This window comes from Streptomyces sp. NBC_00536, assembly GCF_036346295.1.
In the GTDB taxonomy this organism is placed as follows: Bacteria; Actinomycetota; Actinomycetes; order Streptomycetales; family Streptomycetaceae; genus Streptomyces.
The window spans coordinates 2,350,334-2,370,703 of the sequence record NZ_CP107819.1 but is presented as its reverse complement, the minus strand read 5'-3'; the positions used below and the strand labels follow the sequence as shown (position 1 = coordinate 2,370,703).

16 protein-coding genes are annotated in these 20,370 nt (G+C 71.4%); 9 read left to right on the top strand and 7 right to left on the bottom strand.

Annotated elements, in window-relative coordinates; translation table 11 throughout:
* The first annotated feature begins 58 nt into the window (after positions 1 to 58).
* Positions 59 to 1,312: an FAD-dependent oxidoreductase gene (locus tag OHS33_RS10250; RefSeq protein WP_330330075.1), complete on the top strand. Its 1,254-nt coding sequence runs from the start codon at positions 59 to 61 to the stop codon at positions 1,310 to 1,312.
* A gap of 161 nt (positions 1,313 to 1,473) precedes the next feature.
* On the opposite strand, the gene OHS33_RS10245 is transcribed toward OHS33_RS10250, so the two are convergent.
* Positions 1,474 to 2,913 (bottom strand): regulator, encoded by a 1,440-nt coding sequence (locus OHS33_RS10245; RefSeq protein WP_330330074.1) that lies wholly within the window; start codon positions 2,911 to 2,913, stop codon positions 1,474 to 1,476.
* A 172-nt stretch (positions 2,914 to 3,085) separates the two neighbouring features.
* Here OHS33_RS10245 and OHS33_RS10240 point away from each other — a divergent pair, with 172 nt between their 5' ends.
* From OHS33_RS10240 to OHS33_RS10220, 5 genes are all read left to right on the top strand, one after another.
* A complete protein-coding gene (locus OHS33_RS10240) occupies positions 3,086 to 3,346 on the top strand; it encodes a hypothetical protein (RefSeq protein WP_330330073.1) in 261 nt (86 codons plus the stop codon).
* A gap of 108 nt (positions 3,347 to 3,454) precedes the next feature.
* Positions 3,455 to 4,252: a lipoyl(octanoyl) transferase LipB gene (gene lipB, locus OHS33_RS10235; protein ID WP_330330072.1), complete on the top strand. Its 798-nt coding sequence runs from the start codon at positions 3,455 to 3,457 to the stop codon at positions 4,250 to 4,252.
* Between the two features lie 109 nt (positions 4,253 to 4,361).
* Positions 4,362 to 5,309 carry a lipoyl synthase gene (lipA, locus tag OHS33_RS10230; protein ID WP_330330071.1) on the top strand — a complete coding sequence of 316 codons (948 nt, stop codon included), beginning with the start codon at positions 4,362 to 4,364 and terminating at the stop codon, positions 5,307 to 5,309.
* Between the two features lie 261 nt (positions 5,310 to 5,570).
* The gene (locus OHS33_RS10225; protein WP_214937012.1) at positions 5,571 to 5,768 is read left to right on the top strand and encodes an SCO2195 family GlnR-regulated protein; all 198 of its coding nucleotides are present in this window, start codon (positions 5,571 to 5,573) and stop codon (positions 5,766 to 5,768) included.
* Between the two features lie 10 nt (positions 5,769 to 5,778).
* Positions 5,779 to 6,480, top strand: coding sequence for a DUF4191 domain-containing protein (locus tag OHS33_RS10220; protein WP_330330070.1), 702 nt, complete (start codon positions 5,779 to 5,781; stop codon positions 6,478 to 6,480).
* Positions 6,481 to 6,576: 96 nt separating this feature from the next.
* Here OHS33_RS10220 and OHS33_RS10215 read toward each other — a convergent pair whose 3' ends face one another.
* A complete protein-coding gene (locus tag OHS33_RS10215; protein WP_330330069.1) occupies positions 6,577 to 7,044 on the bottom strand; it encodes an RDD family protein in 468 nt (155 codons plus the stop codon).
* Positions 7,045 to 7,232: 188 nt separating this feature from the next.
* On the opposite strand from OHS33_RS10215, the gene glnA reads away from it, so the two are divergent.
* Positions 7,233 to 8,642 carry a type I glutamate--ammonia ligase gene (glnA, locus tag OHS33_RS10210; RefSeq protein WP_330330068.1) on the top strand — a complete coding sequence of 470 codons (1,410 nt, stop codon included), beginning with the start codon at positions 7,233 to 7,235 and terminating at the stop codon, positions 8,640 to 8,642.
* Positions 8,643 to 8,741: 99 nt separating this feature from the next.
* The gene (locus OHS33_RS10205; protein ID WP_330330067.1) at positions 8,742 to 12,644 is read left to right on the top strand and encodes a wHTH domain-containing protein; all 3,903 of its coding nucleotides are present in this window, start codon (positions 8,742 to 8,744) and stop codon (positions 12,642 to 12,644) included.
* Here OHS33_RS10205 and OHS33_RS10200 read toward each other — a convergent pair whose 3' ends face one another.
* Complete coding sequence (locus OHS33_RS10200) at positions 12,645 to 13,298, bottom strand: TetR family transcriptional regulator (RefSeq protein WP_330330066.1); 654 nt, start codon at positions 13,296 to 13,298, stop codon at positions 12,645 to 12,647.
* A gap of 86 nt (positions 13,299 to 13,384) precedes the next feature.
* On the opposite strand from OHS33_RS10200, the gene OHS33_RS10195 reads away from it, so the two are divergent.
* Positions 13,385 to 14,155, top strand: coding sequence for an SDR family NAD(P)-dependent oxidoreductase (locus OHS33_RS10195; protein ID WP_330330065.1), 771 nt, complete (start codon positions 13,385 to 13,387; stop codon positions 14,153 to 14,155).
* An 8-nt stretch (positions 14,156 to 14,163) separates the two neighbouring features.
* Here OHS33_RS10195 and OHS33_RS10190 read toward each other — a convergent pair whose 3' ends face one another.
* The 4 genes from OHS33_RS10190 to sucB all read right to left on the bottom strand — a co-directional run bounded on the left by OHS33_RS10190 (position 14,164) and on the right by sucB (position 20,323).
* The gene (locus tag OHS33_RS10190; RefSeq protein WP_330334986.1) at positions 14,164 to 14,682 is read right to left on the bottom strand and encodes a DUF4240 domain-containing protein; all 519 of its coding nucleotides are present in this window, start codon (positions 14,680 to 14,682) and stop codon (positions 14,164 to 14,166) included.
* A gap of 139 nt (positions 14,683 to 14,821) precedes the next feature.
* Positions 14,822 to 17,506 carry a pyruvate dehydrogenase (acetyl-transferring), homodimeric type gene (gene aceE, locus OHS33_RS10185; protein ID WP_330330064.1) on the bottom strand — a complete coding sequence of 895 codons (2,685 nt, stop codon included), beginning with the start codon at positions 17,504 to 17,506 and terminating at the stop codon, positions 14,822 to 14,824.
* A gap of 256 nt (positions 17,507 to 17,762) precedes the next feature.
* Positions 17,763 to 18,386 (bottom strand): GntR family transcriptional regulator, encoded by a 624-nt coding sequence (locus tag OHS33_RS10180; RefSeq protein WP_330334985.1) that lies wholly within the window; start codon positions 18,384 to 18,386, stop codon positions 17,763 to 17,765.
* A gap of 164 nt (positions 18,387 to 18,550) precedes the next feature.
* Positions 18,551 to 20,323, bottom strand: coding sequence for a 2-oxoglutarate dehydrogenase, E2 component, dihydrolipoamide succinyltransferase (gene sucB, locus OHS33_RS10175; RefSeq protein WP_330330063.1), 1,773 nt, complete (start codon positions 20,321 to 20,323; stop codon positions 18,551 to 18,553).
* Between the last annotated feature and the right edge of the window lie 47 nt (positions 20,324 to 20,370).

The following is a 20,370-nucleotide window of genomic DNA, read 5'->3' as shown; positions in this document are numbered from 1 at the left end:
TGGAGCTGGTTGGGGGAAGGAGGACCAGACAAGCCGCGCCGACCTCGGGGAGGGGCACGTGCTCAGCAGCGCACACCATGCGGACGTAGTCATCGTAGGAGCCGGAGTCTCAGGACTCGCGGCGGCACACCATCTGATCGCAGCGGGGGTCAGCGTCACCGTCCTGGAGGCCGCCGGCGATCCCGGCGGCCGGATGGCCACCGAGCGGACCGACGGATTCCGGTTGGACCGGGTCGGTCAGCTCCTCAACACCACGTACCCGGAACTCACCCGCACGCCAGGCCTGGAGGACCTGGTCCTGCGGCCCTTCGCACCCGGCGTCCTCGTCCACAGCGAGGGCAAACAGCTCCGGGCCGGAGCCCTCACCCCGGCCCGCGCCCTCGCCAGCGGCTCGCTCGACCAGGCCCGGCTCAGCGCCGCGCTCGGCCGCCTCGCGGCCCTGCCCGAGGAACGGGTCCTGGCCCGCCCCGAGCGCACCGCGCTCGCCGCGCTCCGCACCCGGACCCTGCCCCCGCGCACGGTCACCGGCGTGCTGCGCCCCCTGCTCGCCACCCTGCTCTGCGACCCGGAACTCACCACCTCCAGCCGGGTCGCCGACCTCGCACTGCGCCGCTTCGCCCGCGGCCGCCTCGCGGTACCGCAGGGCGGGGCCGCGGCCCTGCCCGCGCTCCTCGCGGCCGGGCTGCCGCCCGGCACGGTGCGCACCGGCGTGCGGGTGCGCTCGGTCGCCACCAACCTGGTGACCACCGAGGAGCACGGCGACTTCGCCTGCCGCTCCGTCCTGCTCGCGACCGGCGCCCGCGCCGCGGCCGAGCTGCTGCCCGGCCTGCGGGTGCCCCGCTTCCACCAGATCACCGTCATCCACCACGCGACCGCCGCCCCACTGCCCTGGGACGGATCGCTGCTGCTCGACGGCGACCCCACCTGGCCGGTCTCCCACACCACCGTGATGAGCGCCGTCGACCCGAGCCGCGCCCCGGCCGGGCGTTCGCTCGTCAGCACCACCGTCCTCGGTCCGCCGCCGCCCGCCCGGACGGTGGCCTCCCGCCTCGCCCGGCTCTACGAGACCTCCACCCGGGACTGGGAGCTGCTCGCCGTCCACCACACGCCCGAGGCCGTCCCCGCGATGCCCGCGCCGTACGACACGCGGCGCACGGTCCGACTGCTCGCCGGGCTGTACGTATGCGGCGACCACCGGGACACCAACACGGTGCAGGGCGCCCTGCATTCGGCGCGCCGCGCCACCACCGCCGTCCTGCGCGACTTCGGCATCCCGGTGCCGGCCGCGGAGCCCGTGCCGGCGGCGGCCTGAAACCACCCAGTACGGGGCCCGGTTCCCTCAAGGGGGCCGGGCCCCCGGTGCGTCCGGGGCGCGACTCGGGTCGGCGGGCTGGTGCCGCTCGGTTGGCCCTCCGGGGGCGCCTCAATCGCCGGCGAGGCTGGAGTGGGCTGCGGTCGGCGCTACGACAGGGCCTACGACAAGGCCGCCACCCGGTCCCGGTAGGTCCGTACGGCCGCCGCGTCCCGGTACGGCTCCAGCCGCCGCTCGAAGTCCCGTACGTACTCCACCGCGCGCGCCGAGCGCATCTCCATCGCCTGCTGCGCCGCCTCCGCGCCCAGCGCGCACGCCTGGTCCAGCTCGCCCAGCCCCAGCCGGGCCGTGGCCAGCACCACCCGGCAGAACAGCCGGGAGCGCGCGAAGCCCGGCGCCCGCAGCTGGAGCGAGCGCTCCGCGTGCTGCGCCGAGGCCCGGTACTGCTGCAGGTCGCGGTGGCAGTGCCCGAACTCGTCGGCCAGCTCCCCCTCGTCGAAGGTGCGCGCCCAGTGCGGTACGTCGTCACCGGGGCGCGCCGCGCCGAGCGCGCGTTCCGCCCGTACGAGGGAGGCGGTGGCCGCCCGTACCTCGCCGAGCACCGCGTGCCCCCGGGCCTCCGCCGCGTGCAGCAGCCCCTGGACCACCTGGGGCGGGCCCGATCCGACGCCCTGCTGCGCCACCCGGGCCAGCTGGACGGCCTCCCGGCCGTGGCCGAGGTAGACCGCCTGGCGGCTCATGGTGACGAGCACGTAGGCGCCGTAGGGCCGGTCCCCGGCGGCCTGGGCGAGGCGCAGGGCCTGCACGAAGTAGCGCTGGGCCAGTCCGTGGGCGGCGATGTCGTACGAGGTCCAGCCGGCCAGCCGGGTCAGGTCGGCGGCGGCCGCGAAGAGCCGCCGCCCGGAGTTCTCGCCGTAGGTGCCGCGCAGCATCGGCTCGGCCTCGTGCTCCAGATAGCGCACCAGGGCCTGGCGGGCGTGACCGCCGCCGTAGGCGTGGTCCAGGGCCCGGAAGAGCTCGCCGACCGATCTGAGCGCGGCGATGTCCCCGGAGGTGACCCGCTGGCCCGGGCCGCGGTCGATCTGGCGCTGGCGGGGCACGGTGGACCGGCCCTGGGCCGGGATCCGGGAGGCGCCGGGGTCCGCGCCGCGGCCGACCCGTTCGTCGGCCCGGCCGATCAGCCAGTCCCGGCTGGGGACGACGAGTCCGGCGGGGGTGAAGGCGATCTTCCGCAGTTCGGCGTGGGACCCGGAGTCCTTGCGCCACAGGCCGCTCGCGATGTCCACCGCCTCCTCGGGGGTGGCCGCGAACTCCAGCCCCGCGTAGACCGGAGCGCAGGCGTCCAGCCCGAGGTCCTGGGCCGAGAGCCGCCGCCCGAGCCGCCGGGTGAAGACCTCGGCGATCAGCGCGGGGGTGGTCCCGCGCGGCTGCTGGCCGCGCAGCCACCGGGTGACCGAGGTTTTGTCGTACCGCAGATCGAGACCGTGTTCCAGCCCGAGCTGGTCGACGCGGCGGGCGAGCCCGGCATTGGAGAACCCGGCCTCGGCGATCAGTGCCGCGAGCTGCCGGTTGGGGACGCGCTGGGCAGGTCGTTCCGTCATCGGCTCCACGGTCTCCTGACGTGACGGACCGGTGTCCCGGCCCTGTGAACGGCGTGAATGTAGCGGCGAACACTGCCCGGACCGCCCCTTCTATCCCACATTCATCCGATCGTGCGAAGAACCGGGCAGGCTCTTTACGGACTGCCCCCGAGCCCCCGCATAAGCTGCGGGCATGACCCGCTGGCCCCACGAGCCCGTACCGGAATCCACGGCCCCGCTTCCCGCGCCGGAGATCACCGAGGCCGAGTGCCGCCGGTGCGGCACGCTGATCGCCGGGCTCGACGGGCGCTACGCCTGCGGGGTGTGCGGCTGGGTCAACGACCACTCCGAGGGGCACCGGCGGCTGCCGCGGGCCGACGAGGACCCGGACCGGCCGCCGAAGGGCCGCCGGCAGCCCCGGCGCCTCCCGGCTCCGCCTCCGGCCCAGGACTAGGGGGCCGCGCGGGGGCGCTGCCGACCGGCCGCGGGGGAGCCGTACGCTGGGTGGGTGCGATATGGGTGCGATATGCACGCACAGCGGGTTCAATGAGGAGGCGCTGCGGTGGCTGAGCTGCGGTTTGTCCATCTGGGCTTCGGGCCGGATGCCGTCGAGTACACCGAGGCCTGGGAAGAGCAGCGGCGGGTCCACGCCGCGCGCTTCGCGGACGAGACCGAGGACACCTGTCTGCTGCTGGAGCACCTGCCGGTCTACACGGCGGGCCGGCGCACGGCCGACAGTGAGCGCCCCCTCGACGGCACCCCGGTGGTCGACGTGGACCGCGGCGGCAAGATCACCTGGCACGGCCCCGGCCAGCTCGTCGGCTACCCGATCATGAAGCTGCCCCGCCCGGTGGACGTGGTCGCCCACGTCCGGCGGCTGGAGGACGCGCTGATCCGCACCGCCGCCGATTTCGGCCTGGAGACCACCCGGGTCGAGGGCCGCTCCGGCGTCTGGGTGCTCGGCGACCCCGTCGAGGACCGGCCGAAGATCGGCGGGCTGTCCCTGGACTTCGACCCGCGCCTCGCGGACGAGGAGTTCGACCCCCGGCTGAACGGGCCGGAGTACGCCCCCTCCAACGCCGGCCAGCGCCGCGAGGACCGCAAGCTCGCCGCGATAGGCATCCGGGTCGCCAAGGGCGTCACGATGCACGGCTTCGCGATCAACGTGAACCCCGACAACACCTGGTTCGACCGGATCGTCCCCTGCGGCATCCGCGACGCCGGTGTGACCTCGCTCTCGTACGAACTGGGCCGCGAGATCACCATCGCCGAGGTGCTGCCGGTCATCGAGGGCCACCTGAAGGACGTCCTGGAGGGCGCCGAGCCGCGGCCGCGCGTCGTGGAGCCCGCGGCCTCCTGACCCTGCGGGAATGGGTCCGGCCGCCCGCAGGTTGGCCGACGTAAGAACATATGAAATTACGGGCGTACCCTGGTGGGCGCCGAAGAATCGAAGTCACAGGGAGCCGGTCGTGTCCGCAGTCGCACCCGACGGACGCAAGATGCTGCGCCTGGAGGTCCGTAACGCCCAGACGCCCATCGAGCGCAAGCCCGAGTGGATCAAGACCCGGGCGAAAATGGGTCCCGAGTACACCAAGATGCAGGCCCTGGTGAAGGGCGAAGGACTGCACACGGTGTGCCAGGAAGCGGGCTGTCCGAACATTTACGAATGCTGGGAGGACCGCGAGGCCACCTTCCTCATCGGTGGCGACCAGTGCACCCGGCGCTGTGACTTCTGCCAGATCGACACGGGCAAGCCCGAGGCCCTCGACCGCGACGAGCCGCGCCGCGTGGGCGAGTCCGTGGTCACCATGGACCTGAACTACGCCACCATCACCGGTGTCGCCCGCGACGACCTGCCCGACGGCGGCGCCTGGCTGTACGCCGAGACCGTGCGCCAGATCCACCAGCAGACGGCGGAGCGCGCGGGCGGCCACACCAAGGTCGAGCTGCTCGCCCCGGACTTCAACGCGGTCCCGGAGCTGCTGGAGGAGGTCTTCGCCTCCCGCCCCGAGGTCTTCGCGCACAACGTCGAGACGGTCCCGCGGATCTTCAAGCGGATCCGCCCCGGCTTCCGCTACGAGCGCTCGCTCGACGTGATCACCAAGGCGCGCGAGTACGGCCTGGTCACCAAGTCGAACCTGATCCTCGGCATGGGCGAGGAGCGCGAGGAAGTCACCCAGGCGCTCAAGGACCTGCACGCCGCGGGTTGCGAACTCATCACGATCACCCAGTACCTGCGGCCCTCGTCGCGGCACCACCCCGTGGAGCGCTGGGTGAAGCCGGCCGAGTTCGTGGAGCTGGCGAAGGAGGCCGAGGACATCGGCTTCTCCGGTGTGATGTCGGGTCCGCTGGTGCGTTCCTCGTACCGCGCCGGCCGGCTGTACCAGCAGGCGATGGACCACCGGACGACCGCGTGACGCGGACTGTGTGAATTCGCGCACAAAGTCTTACCAAGCAGTAACACCACGGCGACGCGGCCCCTAGGCTCCCTCAAGGGAGACACCTGGTGGGCCGCGTCAATGTTTCATCACCGTTTGACCAGTCGGTCATGCCCTGGTAACACCAATCAGTGACGCTGGGTCCACTCACCGCACACGCGCCACCGCGCGAGCGCCGCCCCCGCAGTACCCCGCAGCACCACGCAGCTCCATCGATGAGAGCACCAGAGAGGGATCGACATGCAGGCCGCGCCCGTTCGCGCCATCGCCATCCCGTCGTTCACCGATGCCTTCCGGGGCATCGAGTCGCTGCTCATGAGCGGCGCCCGGCGCAACGCCTGGACGGCGGTCCTCGAAGACCGTCGCAGGGCCAAGGACCGGGTCGAAACCGAGCACGTACTCGAGGCCGCGGCGACCCGGACCCCGCAGGCCACGTAAACTTCGCTGCATGGCGAGGAAGTCAAACGCAGAGACTGCTGCGAACCCCGGGCGACTGAAGCAGATCGCCCTGACGTACAAGATGACCCGTAAGGCCGACCCCAAGGTCGGTCTCATCGTCGCGGGCGTGGGAATCGTCACCCTTGGTGTCTTCCTCGGGATCGGCTTCCTGATCGGCCACCCGGTCTACCTGGGCATCCTGGGTCTCCTGGTGGCGTTCCTGGCGATGGCGATCATCTTCGGACGGCGTGCCGAGGCCGCCGCCTTCGGGCAGATGGAGGGCCAGCCGGGCGCCGCCGCGGCGGTACTGGACAACGTGGGGCGGGGCTGGACCACCACCCCCGCCATCGCGATGAGCCGCCAGCAGGACATCGTGCACCGCGCGGTCGGCAAGGCCGGCGTCGTGCTCGTGGCCGAGGGCAACCCGAACCGGGTCAAGAGCCTGCTCGCCGCCGAGAAGAAGAAGCTGGCGCGCATCATGCCGGACATCCCGGTGCACGACATCATCGTCGGCACGGGCGAGGGCGAGGTCCCGCTCAAGAAGGTGCGCACGACGCTCCTCAAGCTCCCGCGCGTCCTGCAGGGCCCGCAGATCACCGCGGTGAACGACAAGCTCCGTGCCATGGGTGACCTGATGAGCAACATGCCCATCCCCAAGGGTCCGATCCCGGGCCGCGGCGCCCGGGGCGGTCAGCGGCCGCCGCGCGGCTGACCCGCGACGCGAGCCGCATTGCATACAAGACATACAAGTGGGGCGCCCCCGGTCATCGACCGGGGGCGCCCCACTTGTATGTGCACCGGATGTTGTTCAGATACGGACCTGGACGGCGCGGGAGAGGCGGTCGTGCAGGCCGCGGGCGTCGCGGTCCCAGATGACCGCCGGGACGACCAGGGCCAGCAGCAGGGTGCGCAGCACCACGCGGCCGAAGCCGAGGCGGCCGCCGTTCTCCGAGATCACCCGGAGTCCGAGGATCCGCTTGCCGGGGGTGAAGCCCACGGTGCCCACCGTCAGGACGGCCAGCGTCACGAAGAGCCCCAGGGTCCAGTTGCCCGTCGCGGTCATGTCGCCCCGCGCGATCAGGCCGTACGCGATCACCTGGCAGCCGAACCAGTCGATGGCCACGGCGCCCAGCCTGCGGCCGAAGCGGGCCACGGAACCCGGGCCCTCCTTGGGGAGGCCGAGCTGCTGGCCCGGGTACCCGAAGTCGGCGCCCATGTCCTCGGCGGCCGCGCGCGGGCCGGAGAGCCACGATCCGATTGCTTGCCTGTTGTCCACCCGACCACGGTACCCGTGGTGTTCCCGCGGGCTTCGACGGGACCCTGGTTAACTTGTGCGAAACAAATGGGTCATGCTTGAGAAATCCCGTTTGCTTATGGTCGGGACCAGCGTGCGCCACCGCACTGGACGCACCACGAGCTATGCAGCCCGCCCCTGCCCGGGGGGTCGGGAGTAGGAGGAGTTGGATGTTCCAGAACGCCGACGAAGTGAAGAAGTACATCGCAGACAACGACGTCAAGATGGTCGACGTCCGTTTCTGTGACCTGCCCGGCGTGATGCAGCACTTCACGATCCCGGCCGGCGTCTTCAACCCGGACGATGAACTGGCGTTCGACGGCTCTTCGATCCGCGGCTTCCAGGCGATCCACGAGTCCGACATGGCGCTGCGCGCCGACCTGTCGACGGCCCGTATGGACCCGTTCCGCAAGGACAAGACGCTCAACATCAACTTCTTCATCCACGACCCGATCACGGGCGAGGCCTACAGCCGCGACCCGCGCAACATCGCGAAGAAGGCCGAGGCGTACCTCGCCTCCACCGGCATCGCCGACACCGCGTACTTCGGCCCCGAGGCCGAGTTCTACGTGTTCGACAACGTGCGCTTCGCGACCAGCGCGAACGAGAGCTTCTACCACATCGACTCCGAGGCCGGCGCCTGGAACACGGGCTCGACCGAGAACAACCGCGGCTACAAGGTCCGCTACAAGGGCGGTTACTTCCCCGTCGCCCCGGTCGACCACTTCGCCGACCTGCGCGCCGAGATCTCCCTCGAACTGGACGCCCAGGGCCTCCAGGTCGAGCGCCAGCACCACGAGGTCGGCACCGGCGGCCAGGCCGAGATCAACTACAAGTTCAACACGCTGCTCGCCGCGGCCGACGACCTCATGCTCTTCAAGTACATCGTGAAGAACGTCGCCTGGCGCAACGGCAAGACCGCGACCTTCATGCCGAAGCCGATCTTCGGCGACAACGGCTCGGGCATGCACGTGCACCAGTCGCTGTGGGCGAACGGCGACCCGCTGTTCTACGACGAGTCCGGCTACGCGGGCCTCTCGGACACCGCCCGCTACTACATCGGCGGCATCCTCAAGCACGCCCCGTCGCTCCTCGCCTTCACCAACCCGACGGTGAACTCGTACCACCGCCTGGTGCCCGGCTTCGAGGCCCCGGTCAACATGGTCTACTCGCAGCGCAACCGCTCCGCCGCCATGCGCATCCCGATCACGGGCTCGAACCCGAAGGCCAAGCGCGTCGAGTTCCGCGCCCCGGACCCGTCGTCCAACCCGTACCTCGCCTTCTCGGCGCTGCTGCTCGCGGGCCTCGACGGTGTCAAGAACAAGATCGAGCCGATGGAGCCGATCGACAAGGACCTCTACGAGCTCTCGCCCGACGAGCACGCGAGCGTCCCGCAGGTCCCGACCTCCCTCGACGCGGTGCTGCGCGCGCTGGAGGAGGACAACGAGTACCTCCAGGCCGGCGGCGTCTTCACGTCCGACCTGATCGAGACCTGGATCGACTACAAGCGCACCCACGAGATCGCCCCGATCGCGCTGCGCCCGCACCCGCACGAGTTCGAGCTGTACTTCGACCTCTAAGCCGTGCAGTAGTACCAGTAAGGGCCGCCGCCCCGGATACCGGGACGGCGGCCCTTCGCCGTGTCTAAGGTTTCCGCACCGGGGAAAGGGGCGGGATCGGTGGACGAGCAGGGGACGGTGCGCAACACCGTGATCGGCGACGAGGTCGCCGGGGTGGTGGTGCAGGCGCAGACGATCTCGAACCTGTCGGTGTGGACGTCGCCGCCCACCCCGCCGGGGCCGGACCCGGCGGCGGCCGACGACTGGCTGCGGAGGGCGGACGGAGCCGGGGTCTGGCGGCACGTGGGCGGCGGCCGCGAGTGCCGGGCCGGCCGGGACGCGGTGGCCGCAGTACTGGCCGTGCTCGCCGAGCGGCGGGACGTGCTGGAAGCGGAACTGGCGGCGGACCCGTGGGCCGATCCCGGGCTCCCTTCGCGTTTCCTGGAGCAGATCGAACTGCTGCTGGGCGAACCGGACCGCAGCCCCGGCTTCGACCTGTACCCCGCCGAGGCGGCCCTGCTGGTGCTGCTGCCCTTCCTGCACCGGGTGCACTACCTGGAGCGGGCCGCCCTGCTGGCCGGGATCCGCCCCTGGAGCCTGCGGCCCGAGGAGGCCGCCGGGCCGGACCGCAGGGCGTACGAGGTCTTCGTCGACCAGGACGAGACGCTGGTGCAGCGGGCCCTGCGGAGCCCGGAGGGGGAGGCGCAGGCGCAGGCGGGGTGGTGGCTGTTCCACCGCTGGCTGGTCCAGCAGCGCGAGTTCGCCGACCCCCGGTCGGTGGCCGGTCTGCTCGAAGGCCTGGGCGCAGGGGCCGCCGCCTCGCTTGGTGAGGTGCTCGCCCCGCGCCGGATCACCGCCCTGCTCCAGGGCCTGCGGCGCGGGCCCGACGTGTGCCATCCCGAGTTCCTGGGCCAGCTCGCCGCCGAGGAACGGGTCCGCACCGCGGACGGTCCCCAGCTGATCCGCGAACAGCGGCTGATGCTGCTGGGGGCGCTCGGGCACGCCATGACCCCCGGCATGACCGCGATGCCCGGGATCGTCGCCGAGCACCTCGCCATCCCGCACCCCGTGAACCTCGTCGAGCTGCACCGGACCCTGCGGGAGGCGGCCTGGGGCGGCTCCCCCGAGCTGCCGGTGCTGCGGGCGGAGTGCCGCCACGAGGCCGTGGTCGAGGGGCTCCGCGAATACGTGGGGCGGGTCGACGAGGTGCTCGACGCGGTCCGGCGCACCGCCCGGGACCGGATCACCGATCCCCTGCCGGTCCTGCCCGTGCGGCTGTCCGCGGACGCCGTGACGGCGGCGGACGGGGCCTTCGACGGGTACGCGAGGTTCCGCAGCGACGGCAGGCGGTTCCGGGACCTGGCCATGGGCATCGAGCTGTACAAGGACCGCGACCTGGCGGTCCGCGAGCTGTACCAGAACGCGCTGGACGCCTGCCGGTACCGGCGGGCGCGCAGCGAATACCTCGACCGGACCCACCCGCCCGCCGGGCGCCACCAGAGCGGCTACGAGGGACGGATCTCCTTCGTCCAGGGGGTCGACGCGGACGGCGTCGGCTACCTGGAGTGCACCGACAACGGCGTCGGCATGGGCGAGGCGGAACTCCGCGGGGTCTTCGCCCAGGCGGGCGCGCGCTTCGCCGAACAGCTGGAGTTCAAGCTGGAACGGGCGGCCTGGGAGGCCCTGGACCCTCCGGTCACCCTCTATCCGAACAGCCGGTTCGGGATCGGGGTGCTCAGCTACTTCATGCTGGCCGACGAGGTCAGCGTCACCACCTGCCGGATGGCCCCGGACGGCAGCTTCGGCCCGGTTTACGAGGTGTCCATCTGCGGCCCCGGCCACCTGTTCCGCATCGTCAAGACCGCCCTGCGCGGGCGCGAGGCGGGGACGACCATCCGGCTGAGGCTGCGCCCGGGGCTGCTGCCGGAGGGGTGGTCCAGTGTGGGGGTGCTGGAACGGCTGCTGGGGATCGCCGAGTTCGAGACGACGGCGGAGGACGGTGGCGAGGGCACCGTCTGGCCCGCCGGCCGGTTCAAGCCCCGGGCGGACTACGACCCGCGCGAGTTCGGGCTGTCGGCGTCTGGCACGGTGCGGGAATGGGTCGGAGCTCCGGCCGGTGCGCACGTCCTGTGGTGTGAGCGCGGGGGCGCGCTGCTGGTGGACGGGCTGGTGGTGGACCCCGTCGAGAGCGCTGGGGTGCTTGCCGGGCGCGGCCTGGTCGGTGCGGTGATCAACCTGACCGGCCCGTGGTCCCCGGCCCGGCTCTCGGTGGACCGCAGGAACGTCATCGACGATGTCGAGCCGGTCGTACGAGGGCTGTTGGAGGGTGCCGCGCACGTCCTCGCGGGCGGTGAGCCGGAATTCTCGGACTACGCGTGGCTGTGCCGGGTCGCTACCGCGAGCGCGCCGCTGGCGGACATCGTGACAACCGCGCTGGCAGCGAGCGGACGGCGCTTCCTCGTGGGGGGTGCGGCCCTGGGAGGAGGCGACGTGGGTTTCTTCCCGGCCGATGTCTTCATCCTCCGGTCCGGCAGGAGGATGGGCGACCTGGACACATCGGAGGTGGAATGGCTCGATACCGTGCCCGACCACATCCTTCTCTGGCGGGTCCTCGCCCAACGCCCGCAAGCCACGATGTCCACGCTGGTGGAATGCTGTCCCGAGGTCGGTGAGGTACAGGGGCTCCGCAGCGCACTGCCCTCCGATCAGGTGCTGGTGCGGAACAGCAAGGTGCATCTGGATCTCAATGACATCGCTCGTATCGCGCGGGGATTCCGGGCGGACCCGCGGGACGTCGCCCGGCAGGCCGATGCTCTCGGTTTTCCCGGACTCTCTCCTGCGAACTGGACGCGGGACGCCCGTCTGACCACGGTCGACAGCCGCGTTTTTGACGCGATTTCTGGCGGAATCCGTCCGGACTGCGGGCCGGTCACGACCGCCGCCCTCATGGTGGCCGTGCGCGAGTGCCGGAAGGGGCCCGCCGAAGCGGCCGCCCATCTGCGCGGGTTCGGCTGCGAGGTGCCGCAGGACGTGGTGGAGATGTGCGAGACGGCCGAGCATGAGCCTCTGATCCGGCTCGACCCGAAGCGTCACGGCGGTGCGTGCTTCATGCCCGGGTCCGAGGTTCCCGCCGGGCACCTCGCCAAGGCGAGCCTGGACTCCGGGCTGGCCGTCTCCGAAGTCTGCCTACGGCTCGCAGCCCATGGCCTCCGGCCGGACGCCGCCGGGCTCCCGGAACACCCAGGGGAGGAGCTCGTCGCACTGCTGAGCGTGGGCGGGAACGGGAAGCCGTCCTGGTTGGAGCGGTCCCGCGCCGCGACACCCGGCCATGTCCTCGCGGTCGCGCAACGGTCGCAGGAGCGGCCGGGAGAGGTAATCGACCGTCTGGAGGCGCTCGGGTTCGGTGGCCCCCGGGTGATGGCGCCCCACGTGGCGCAAGCGGACGTCGACGTTCTGTCCGACAGGGTGAACACCGGATTCCTCGACCCGGAAGAGCCGCTCTCCTACGTCCAGGTCTTCGACGGATTCTGGGAATCGCCGGAGAGGATGCGGCACCGGATCGCCCGGCTGAGGGCGTACGGGTTCCGGGTGCCGCTGGAGGTACCGAAGCGCCCGACCGATCTGGACCGGGACGTACTGCACGGGGGCATCTTTCCCTGGCATGTCCTCGACGTCGGTGCGACGGTACCCCTCGCCCATGTGGTCGCCGTCGCCTACGAGTTGCAAGTCACGCCCGCGGTGTTGGCGAGGCGCCTGCAGGTCTACCGGCTCCAAGTGTCCCACGCCTCCCTGCCGGAGGGACTGTCCGAGCGAGAGGCGTGGAAGCTGATCGGGATGAGCAGGAAGGCGGAGGGTGACGTGCCGACATCGCGTGACTTCTCCCTCCAGGTCCTGTGCGAAGCGGCCGAGGAGCGGGGCAAGACCCTGCACGAGATCGTGGAACTGCTCCGGCAGTTGGGCCTGGACGTGCCCGACCCCGCGCAGACCATCCGGGCCGCGCTGGCGCGCGTACCCCGGGCCTAGTCACCGCAGCAGCGGCATCGCGCCCGTCAAGGCGTGGAGGCTTTGGGCGGCGAGGGTGGCGGGGGAGCCGGGGCCCTGGGTGGGGCCGTCGGTGGTGGACCAGACTTCCAGGGCCACGCGGATCGCGTCGGTGGCCGCCGCGGCGAGGAGGCGGACCGACAGGGCGTCCGCGTCCGGGCCGGCGAGGCGGGCGATCAGGGGGACCAGCTGTTCCTCGGACTCCTGGTTGACCCGGTACCAGACGGCCCGCAGGGCGGGGTCGCCCGCCGCCGCGCGGAGCAGGCCCCGGGTGACCTCCAGGCCCTCTCCTATGACGAGGGGGTCCGTGAGGGAGCGGGTGACGGCGCGCTCCAGGGCCTCGGCCAGGGGGGTGCCGGGGCGTTCCTCGGCGAGCAGGGCGCGCCATTCGTCTCCGCCGCCCGCGAGCAGCGGTGCCACGGCTTCCTGCTTGTTGCGGAAGTAGCGGTAGAACGTGCGCAGCGCCACACCCGCGCGGTGCGCGATGTCCTCGGCGGTGGTGCCGTCGGGGCCGTGTTCGGCGAAGAGTTCGCAGGCGGCGCGGGCGATGTCCAGCTGGGTGGCGGCCTTGCGGCGTTCGGTCAGCGACTGTGCCCCGGAGCCGGGCTGGGGAGAGTACGGGCGGGGAGATCTCACCCCCGAAGCCTACCTGGGACGAGGGAATACTGCGGCATTCATTGTCATGCTGGCAAAACGTGCCATCGAGTCGTATGTTTGGCCCTATGAACCGTTACGAAGGACGTCGCGTCCTCATCACCGGCGGTGGCTCCGGCATCGGCCAGGCCACCGTCCACCGCATCCTCTCCGAGGGCGGCCGGGTCCACACCGTGGACGTCAGCGAGGCCGGCCTGAAGGCCACCGCCGAGCAGGCCGCGGCCGACGGGCACGGCGCAGCGCTCACCACCGCCGTCCTCGACATATCCGACGAAGCCGCCGTACGGGCGGGCGTGGCCGCGGCCGTCGAGGGCCTCGGGGGGCTCGACGTACTCGTCAACGCAGCCGGGATCCTGCGCTCCGCGCACACCCACCAGACCACGCTCGACTTCTGGAACAAGGTCATCACGGTCAACCTGACCGGCACCTTCCTGATGATCCGCGAGGCGATCCCGGCGCTGATCGAGGGCGACCAGCCGGTCGTCGTCAACTTCAGCTCCACCTCGGCGACCTTCGCCCACCCCTACATGGCGGCCTACGCGGCGAGCAAGGGCGGCATCCAGTCGATGACCCACGCCCTCGCCGCCGAGTACAGCAAGCAGGGCGTGCGCTTCGTCGCCGTCGCCCCGGGCTCCATCGAGAGCGGGATGACCACCGGCAACGGCCCCGGCCTGCCCGAGGACACCGACTGGAGCCTCTTCGCGAAGCTGGCCCCGGCCCTCGGCCAGGGCTTCGCCGGTCCGCAGACCGTCGCGGGCGTCGTGGCGATGCTCGGCTCGGAGGACGGCGCCTTCATCACCGGTACGGAGATCCGTATCGACGGCGGCACCCACTACTAGACACAGGACTACGCGCCGAAGCGTTCCCAGAGCCGGGGGAAGTGTTCCGCCAGCCCGGCCTCGTCTTCGAGGTCGAGCACGGTGCCCTCCGGCTCCGCGGCCTGCTGGGGGACGCCCAGGTCGGGCGGCTCCGCGCCGGTGAGCTGCTCGTACGCCTCGTCGGCCGCGTAGCCCAGCTCCTCGCCGTCCCCGTCGATCTCCTCGTCGAAGTCGTCCAGCAGCTCGGCGAGGTGGTCCGGGTCGTGCACCGCGCCCTCGAAGACCTCCCGGCCCTGGCCGATCAGCCAGCAGCGGAAGAAGTCGAAGGCGTCGTCGCTCGCCCCGTTCAGCAGGACGGCGGCCGCGCCCCACAGGTCCCAGGTGTACGCGCGGTTGTACCGGGACTCGAAGTGCCGGGCGAAGTCCAGGACGGAGTCAGGGTCGAGCCGCGTCAGCCGCTCGACGAGCAGGTCGGCGTGTTCCTCGGGGTCGCCCTCGGCGGCCTCGCGGGTACGGTCGACGATCTCCCAGAACTCCGTCTCGTCCATCACGGCTCCAGCATCACGGTTGTGACCCCCACCCGCCACCGCGCGTACGGCGAAAGGCCGGTGTCCGCCCCTTCCGGGGCCGGACACCGGCCTTATGGCTCAGTGCGACAGAGACCTACAGACCTACAGACCTACGGATCTACAGGCCGTAGCGCTCGCGGGCTTCCTTGACCGACGAGGCCGGGACCTCGCCGCGGCGGGCCAGCTGGGCCAGCGAGGCGACCACGATCGACTGGGCGTCGACACCGAAGTGGCGGCGCGCGCCCTCACGGGTGTCGGAGAGGCCGAAGCCGTCCGTGCCCAGCGAGGTGTAGTCCTGCTCGACCCACTGGCTGATCTGGTCCGGGACCTGACGCATCCAGTCGGAGACGGCCAGGACCGGGCCCTGGGCACCTTCCAGCGCGCGGGTGACGTACGGGGTACGGACCTCACCGCGCAGCAGGGCTTCGTCGCACTCCAGCGCGTCGCGGCGCAGCTCGCCCCACGAGGTGGCGGACCAGACGTCGGCGGACACGTTCCACTCGGCGGCGAGGAGCTTCTGCGCCTCCAGGATCCAGTGGATCGCCGTGCCCGAGGCCATGAGCTGGATCTTCGGCGCGTCGGCGGCCGGGGCCGCCTCCGCCAGGTCGGCCGCCGTGTTGAAGCGGTAGAGGCCGCGCAGGATGCCCTCTTCCACGCCCTCCGGCATGGCGGGCTGCACCTTCGGCTCGTTGTAGACCGTCAGGTAGTAGAAGACGTCCTCGGGCTGCTCGCCGTACATCCGGCGCAGACCGTCCTTGACGATCACCGCGATCTCGAACGCGAAGGCCGGGTCGTAGTTCAGCGACGCCGGGTTCGTGGACGCGATCAGGTGCGAGTGGCCGTCCGCGTGCTGCAGGCCCTCACCGGTCAGGGTGGTGCGGCCGGCGGTGGCGCCGACGATGAAGCCCTTGCCGAGCTGGTCGGCGAGCTGCCACATCTGGTCGGCGGTGCGCTGCCAGCCGAACATCGAGTAGAAGATGTAGAAGGGGATCATCGGCTCGCCGTGCGTCGCGTACGACGTACAGGCGGCGATGAAGTCGGCCATGGCGCCGGCCTCGGTGATCCCCTCGTTGAGGATCTGGCCGTCCTTGGCTTCCTTGTAGTACATGAGCTGGTCGCGGTCGACCGGCTCGTACGTCTGGCCCAGCGGCGAGTAGATGCCGGCCGACGGGAAGAGGGACTCCATACCGAAGGTACGGGCCTCGTCCGGGACGATCGGCACCCAGCGCTTGCCGGTCTCCTTGTCCCGCATCAGGTCCTTGACGAGCCGGACGAAGGCCATGGTGGTGGCCATCTCCTGCTTGCCGGAGCCCTTGAGCAGCGGGGCGAAGGAACGGTCCGCCGGGGCGGGCAGGGCCACGTGCTTGACCTTGCGGGCCGGGGCCGGGCCGCCGAGCGCCGCGCGGCGCTCGTTCAGGTACTGGACCTCGGGGCTGTTGGCGCCCGGGTGGCCGTAGGGGACCTGGCCGTCGGCGAAGGCGCTGTCCGGGATCGGCAGGCCAAGGAGGTCGCGCATGTCCTTGAACTCGTCGACCGTCAGCTTCTTCATCTGGTGGTTCGCGTTCTTCGACTCGAACCCGGCGCCCAGCGTGTAGCCCTTGACGGTCTGCGCGAGGATGACCGTCGGAGCACCCTTGTGCTCCAGCGCGGCCTTGTACGCGGCGTAGACCTTGCGGGGCTCGTGGCCGCCGCGGGAGCTGTGGAAGCACTCGGCGATCTTCGCGTCGGAGAGCACGCCGGCCAGCTGTACGAGCTCGGCGTTGGCGCCGAAGAAGTGCTGGCGGATGTAGGCCACGTCGCGGGTCGCGTACGTCTGGAACTGCGCGTCCGGTACCTCGCGCAGGCGGCGTACCAGGGCGCCCGTGGTGTCGAGCTGGAACAGCTCGTCCCAGGCGGAGCCCCACAGGGACTTGATGACGTTCCAGCCGGCGCCGCGGAACTGGGCTTCCAGCTCCTGCACGACGCGGAAGTTCGCGCGGACCGGACCGTCGAGGCGCTGCAGGTTGCAGTTGATGACGAAGGTCAGGTTGTCGAGCTGCTCGCGGGAGGCCAGGGCCAGGGCGGCGGTCGACTCGGGCTCGTCCATCTCGCCGTCGCCCAGGAAGGCCCAGACGTGCGAGTTGGCGGTGTCCTTGATGCTCCGGTTGTGCAGGTAGCGGTTGAACCGCGCCTGGTAGATCGCGGAGAGCGGGCCGAGGCCCATGGAGACCGTGGGGAACTCCCACAGCCACGGCAGGCGCCGCGGGTGCGGGTACGACGGGAGGCCGTTGCCGCCCGACTCCTGGCGGAAGAGGTCGAGCTGCTGCTCGGAGATCCGGCCGTCGAGGAAGGCGCGGGCGTAGATGCCGGGGGAGGCGTGGCCCTGGATGTAGAGCTGGTCGCCCGATCCGTCGGACTCCTTCCCGCGGAAGAAGTGCTGGAAGCCGGTCTCGTAGAGCCAGGCCGCCGAGGCGAAGGTGGCGATGTGGCCGCCGACGCCGTACTTGGAGCCGCGGGTCACCATGGCGGCCGCGTTCCAGCGGTTCCAGGCGGTGATGCGGGCTTCCATCGCCTCGTCACCGGGGAACTCCGGCTCCGCGGCGGTGGGGATGGTGTTGACGTAGTCCGTCTCCAGCAGCTTCGGCAGCGCGAGGCCGGCGGCCTCGGCGTGCTGCAGGGTGCGGCGGAGCAGGTATTCGGCGCGGCGCGTACCGGCGGCCTGTGCGACGGCGTCGAGGGAGGCCGCCCATTCGGCGGTCTCCTCGGTGTCGCGGTCCGGGAGCTGGTCGAGCTCGCTCGGAAGCTTTCCTACGGGGTCGGACATCGGTGTGCGCCGCCTTCCGGACAAGGAGAGGTGGTGGAGAAAATCCCTGACGGGCAGGACAGGGTCGTTGGACCCGTGTGGGGTCCGCGGACGACTGTAAGTCGCTGATCGATGATCGATCAAACAAAAGTGGCGAAAAAATGGCCGTAGGACAAAAGTCGGCACTGCGTGCCAATGAATAAGGCACGCAGTGCCGGTCAAAACGGGGTGAATCGGGCGCACGTGCGGTGCGCGTGAGGCGTGCGTCAGACGTGCGTCAGGCGCGCGGGGCGCACCCCAGGACATGCCGCTTCACGAGCAGACCGATGTCCGGATCCTGGTTGCGGAAGGCCTCGACGAGCGCCGCGTGCTCCTCGGCGTACGACTTCTGTACGGTCCCCAGCCAGCGGATCGACAGGGCCGTGAACACCTCGATGCCCAGGCTCTCCCAGGTGTGCAGCAGCACGCTGTTCCCGGCGGCCCGCACCATCTCCCGGTGGAAGCCCACCGTGTGCCGCACCTGGGCCGTGCCGTCCTCGACCCGGTCGGCCTCCCACAGGGCCGCCACGTGGGGCTCCAGGGCCGTGCAGTCGGCCGCCAGGCGGGGCGCCGCCAGCTCGGCGGCGATCTGCTCCAGGCCCGCGCGGACCGGGTAGATCTCCTCCAGGTCGGCCGCGGAGAGGTTGCGCACGCGCACGCCCTTGTTGGGCGCCGACTCGATCAGCCGCAGGATCTCCAGCTCGCGCAGGGCCTCGCGGACCGGCGTCTGGCTGACCTCCAGCTCGACGGCGATCCGGCGCTCCACGATGCGCTCTCCGGGCTTCCAGCGCCCGCTGACGATGCCCTCCACGATGTGCTCGCGGATCTGCTCGCGCAGCGAGTGCACCACGGGTGGCGTGATCATCGGGTCTTCATCTCCTGATCGGTGTGCAGGGCCGTGCGGACCGGACTCGGGGGCCCCAGCGGGTACCCGACGCCGATGCCTAGACAATACGGCGGCGCCCCCGTCCGGAAGTATTCCGGACGGGGGCGCCGACGGTGAGGCTCGTTACAACAACGGCGCTGCTAGAGGCCGAGCTCGACCTCGAACTCGCCCGCTTCCAGGATCGCCTTGACGGCCGAGAGGTACCGGGCCGCGTCCGCGCCGTCCACCAGACGGTGGTCGTAGGACAGGGTCAGGTACGTCATGTCGCGGACGCCGATGACGGTGCCCTCGGCGGTCTCGATGACCACCGGGCGCTTGACCGTGGCACCGATGCCCAGGATGGCGGCCTGGTTCGGCGGCACGATGACCGTGTCGAACAGGGCGCCGCGCGAACCGGTGTTGCTGATGGTGAAGGTCGCGCCCGACAGCTCGTCCGGCGTGATCTTGTTGCCGCGGACCTTGCCGGCCAGCTCGGCGGTGGCCTTGGAGATGCCCGCCAGGTTGAGGTCGCCCGCACCCTTGATGACCGGGGTCATCAGGCCCTTCTCGGAGTCCACGGCGATGCCGATGTTCTCCGAGTCGAAGTAGGTGATGGTGCCCTCGTCGTCGTTGATCCGGGCGTTGACGACCGCGTGGGCCTTCAGCGCCTGGGCAGCGGCCTTGACGAAGAACGGCATCGGCGAGAGCTTGACGCCCTCGCGGGCCAGGAAGGAGGCCTTGGCCTTCTCGCGCAGCTTCATGATCTTGGTGATGTCCACCTCGACCACGGAGCTGAGCTGCGCCTGCGAGTGCAGGGCCTTCATCATGTTGTCGCCGATGACCTTGCGCATGCGGGTCATCTTGACGGTCTGACCGCGCAGCTCGGAGACCGCGGCGGCCGGGGCCTTCGCGGCCGGAGCGGCAGCGACGGGGGCCGGGGCAGCGGCGGCGGCCTTGGCGGCCTCGGCGGCGGCCAGGACGTCCTGCTTGCGGATGCGGCCACCGACACCGGTGCCCGTCACCGCGGACAGGTTGACGCCGGACTCCGAGGCGAGCTTGCGCACCAGCGGGGTCACGTACGCGCCCTCGTCACCGGCGGAGACCGGCGCGACGGGGGCCGCGGCGACCGGAGCCGGGGCGGCAACCGGGGCCGGGGCGGCAACCGGCGCGGCGACCGGGGCCGGCGCGGCCACGGGAGCCGGAGCGGCCGGGGCGACCGGAGCCGGAGCCTGGACGGCCGGAGCCGCCACGGGGGCCGGAGCGGCGACCGGGGCCGCCGCGACCGGAGCCGGGGCAGCGGCGGCCGGAGCGGCCGCGGGGGCAGCGCCCGCGACGCCGATGACGGCCAGACGCGCGCCGACCTCGGCGTTCTCGTCCTCGGCGACCAGGATCTCCAGCAGGGTGCCGGAAACCGGCGCCGGGATCTCGGTGTCGACCTTGTCCGTGGAGACCTCGAGCAGCGGCTCGTCGGCCTCGACCGACTCGCCGACCTGCTTCAGCCAGCGGGTGACGGTGCCCTCGGTGACGGACTCGCCCAGAGCGGGGAGCACGACGTCCGTGCCGGCTGCCGGGGCAGCGGCGGCGGGGGCCGGGGTCTCGGCGACCGGGGCGGGGGCCGCGGGGGCCTCCACGACCGGAGCCGGAGCGGCGGCGACCGGCTCGGCGGCGGGGGCCGCGGCCGGAACCGGGGCACCGCTGCCGTCGTCGATGACGGCCAGCTCGGCGCCGACCTCGACGGTCTCGTCCTCGGCGACCTTGATGGACGCGAGGATGCCGGAGACGGGGGAGGGGATCTCGGTGTCGACCTTGTCGGTCGAGACCTCGAGCAACGGCTCGTCGGCCTCGACGCGCTCGCCCTCGGCCTTCAGCCAGCGGGTGACGGTGCCCTCGGTGACGCTCTCACCGAGCGCCGGAAGGGTTACGGAAACCGACATGGTTTCAGTTGCTCCTAACGAAAGTGCGGAAGTGGTCGTCGCGCCCG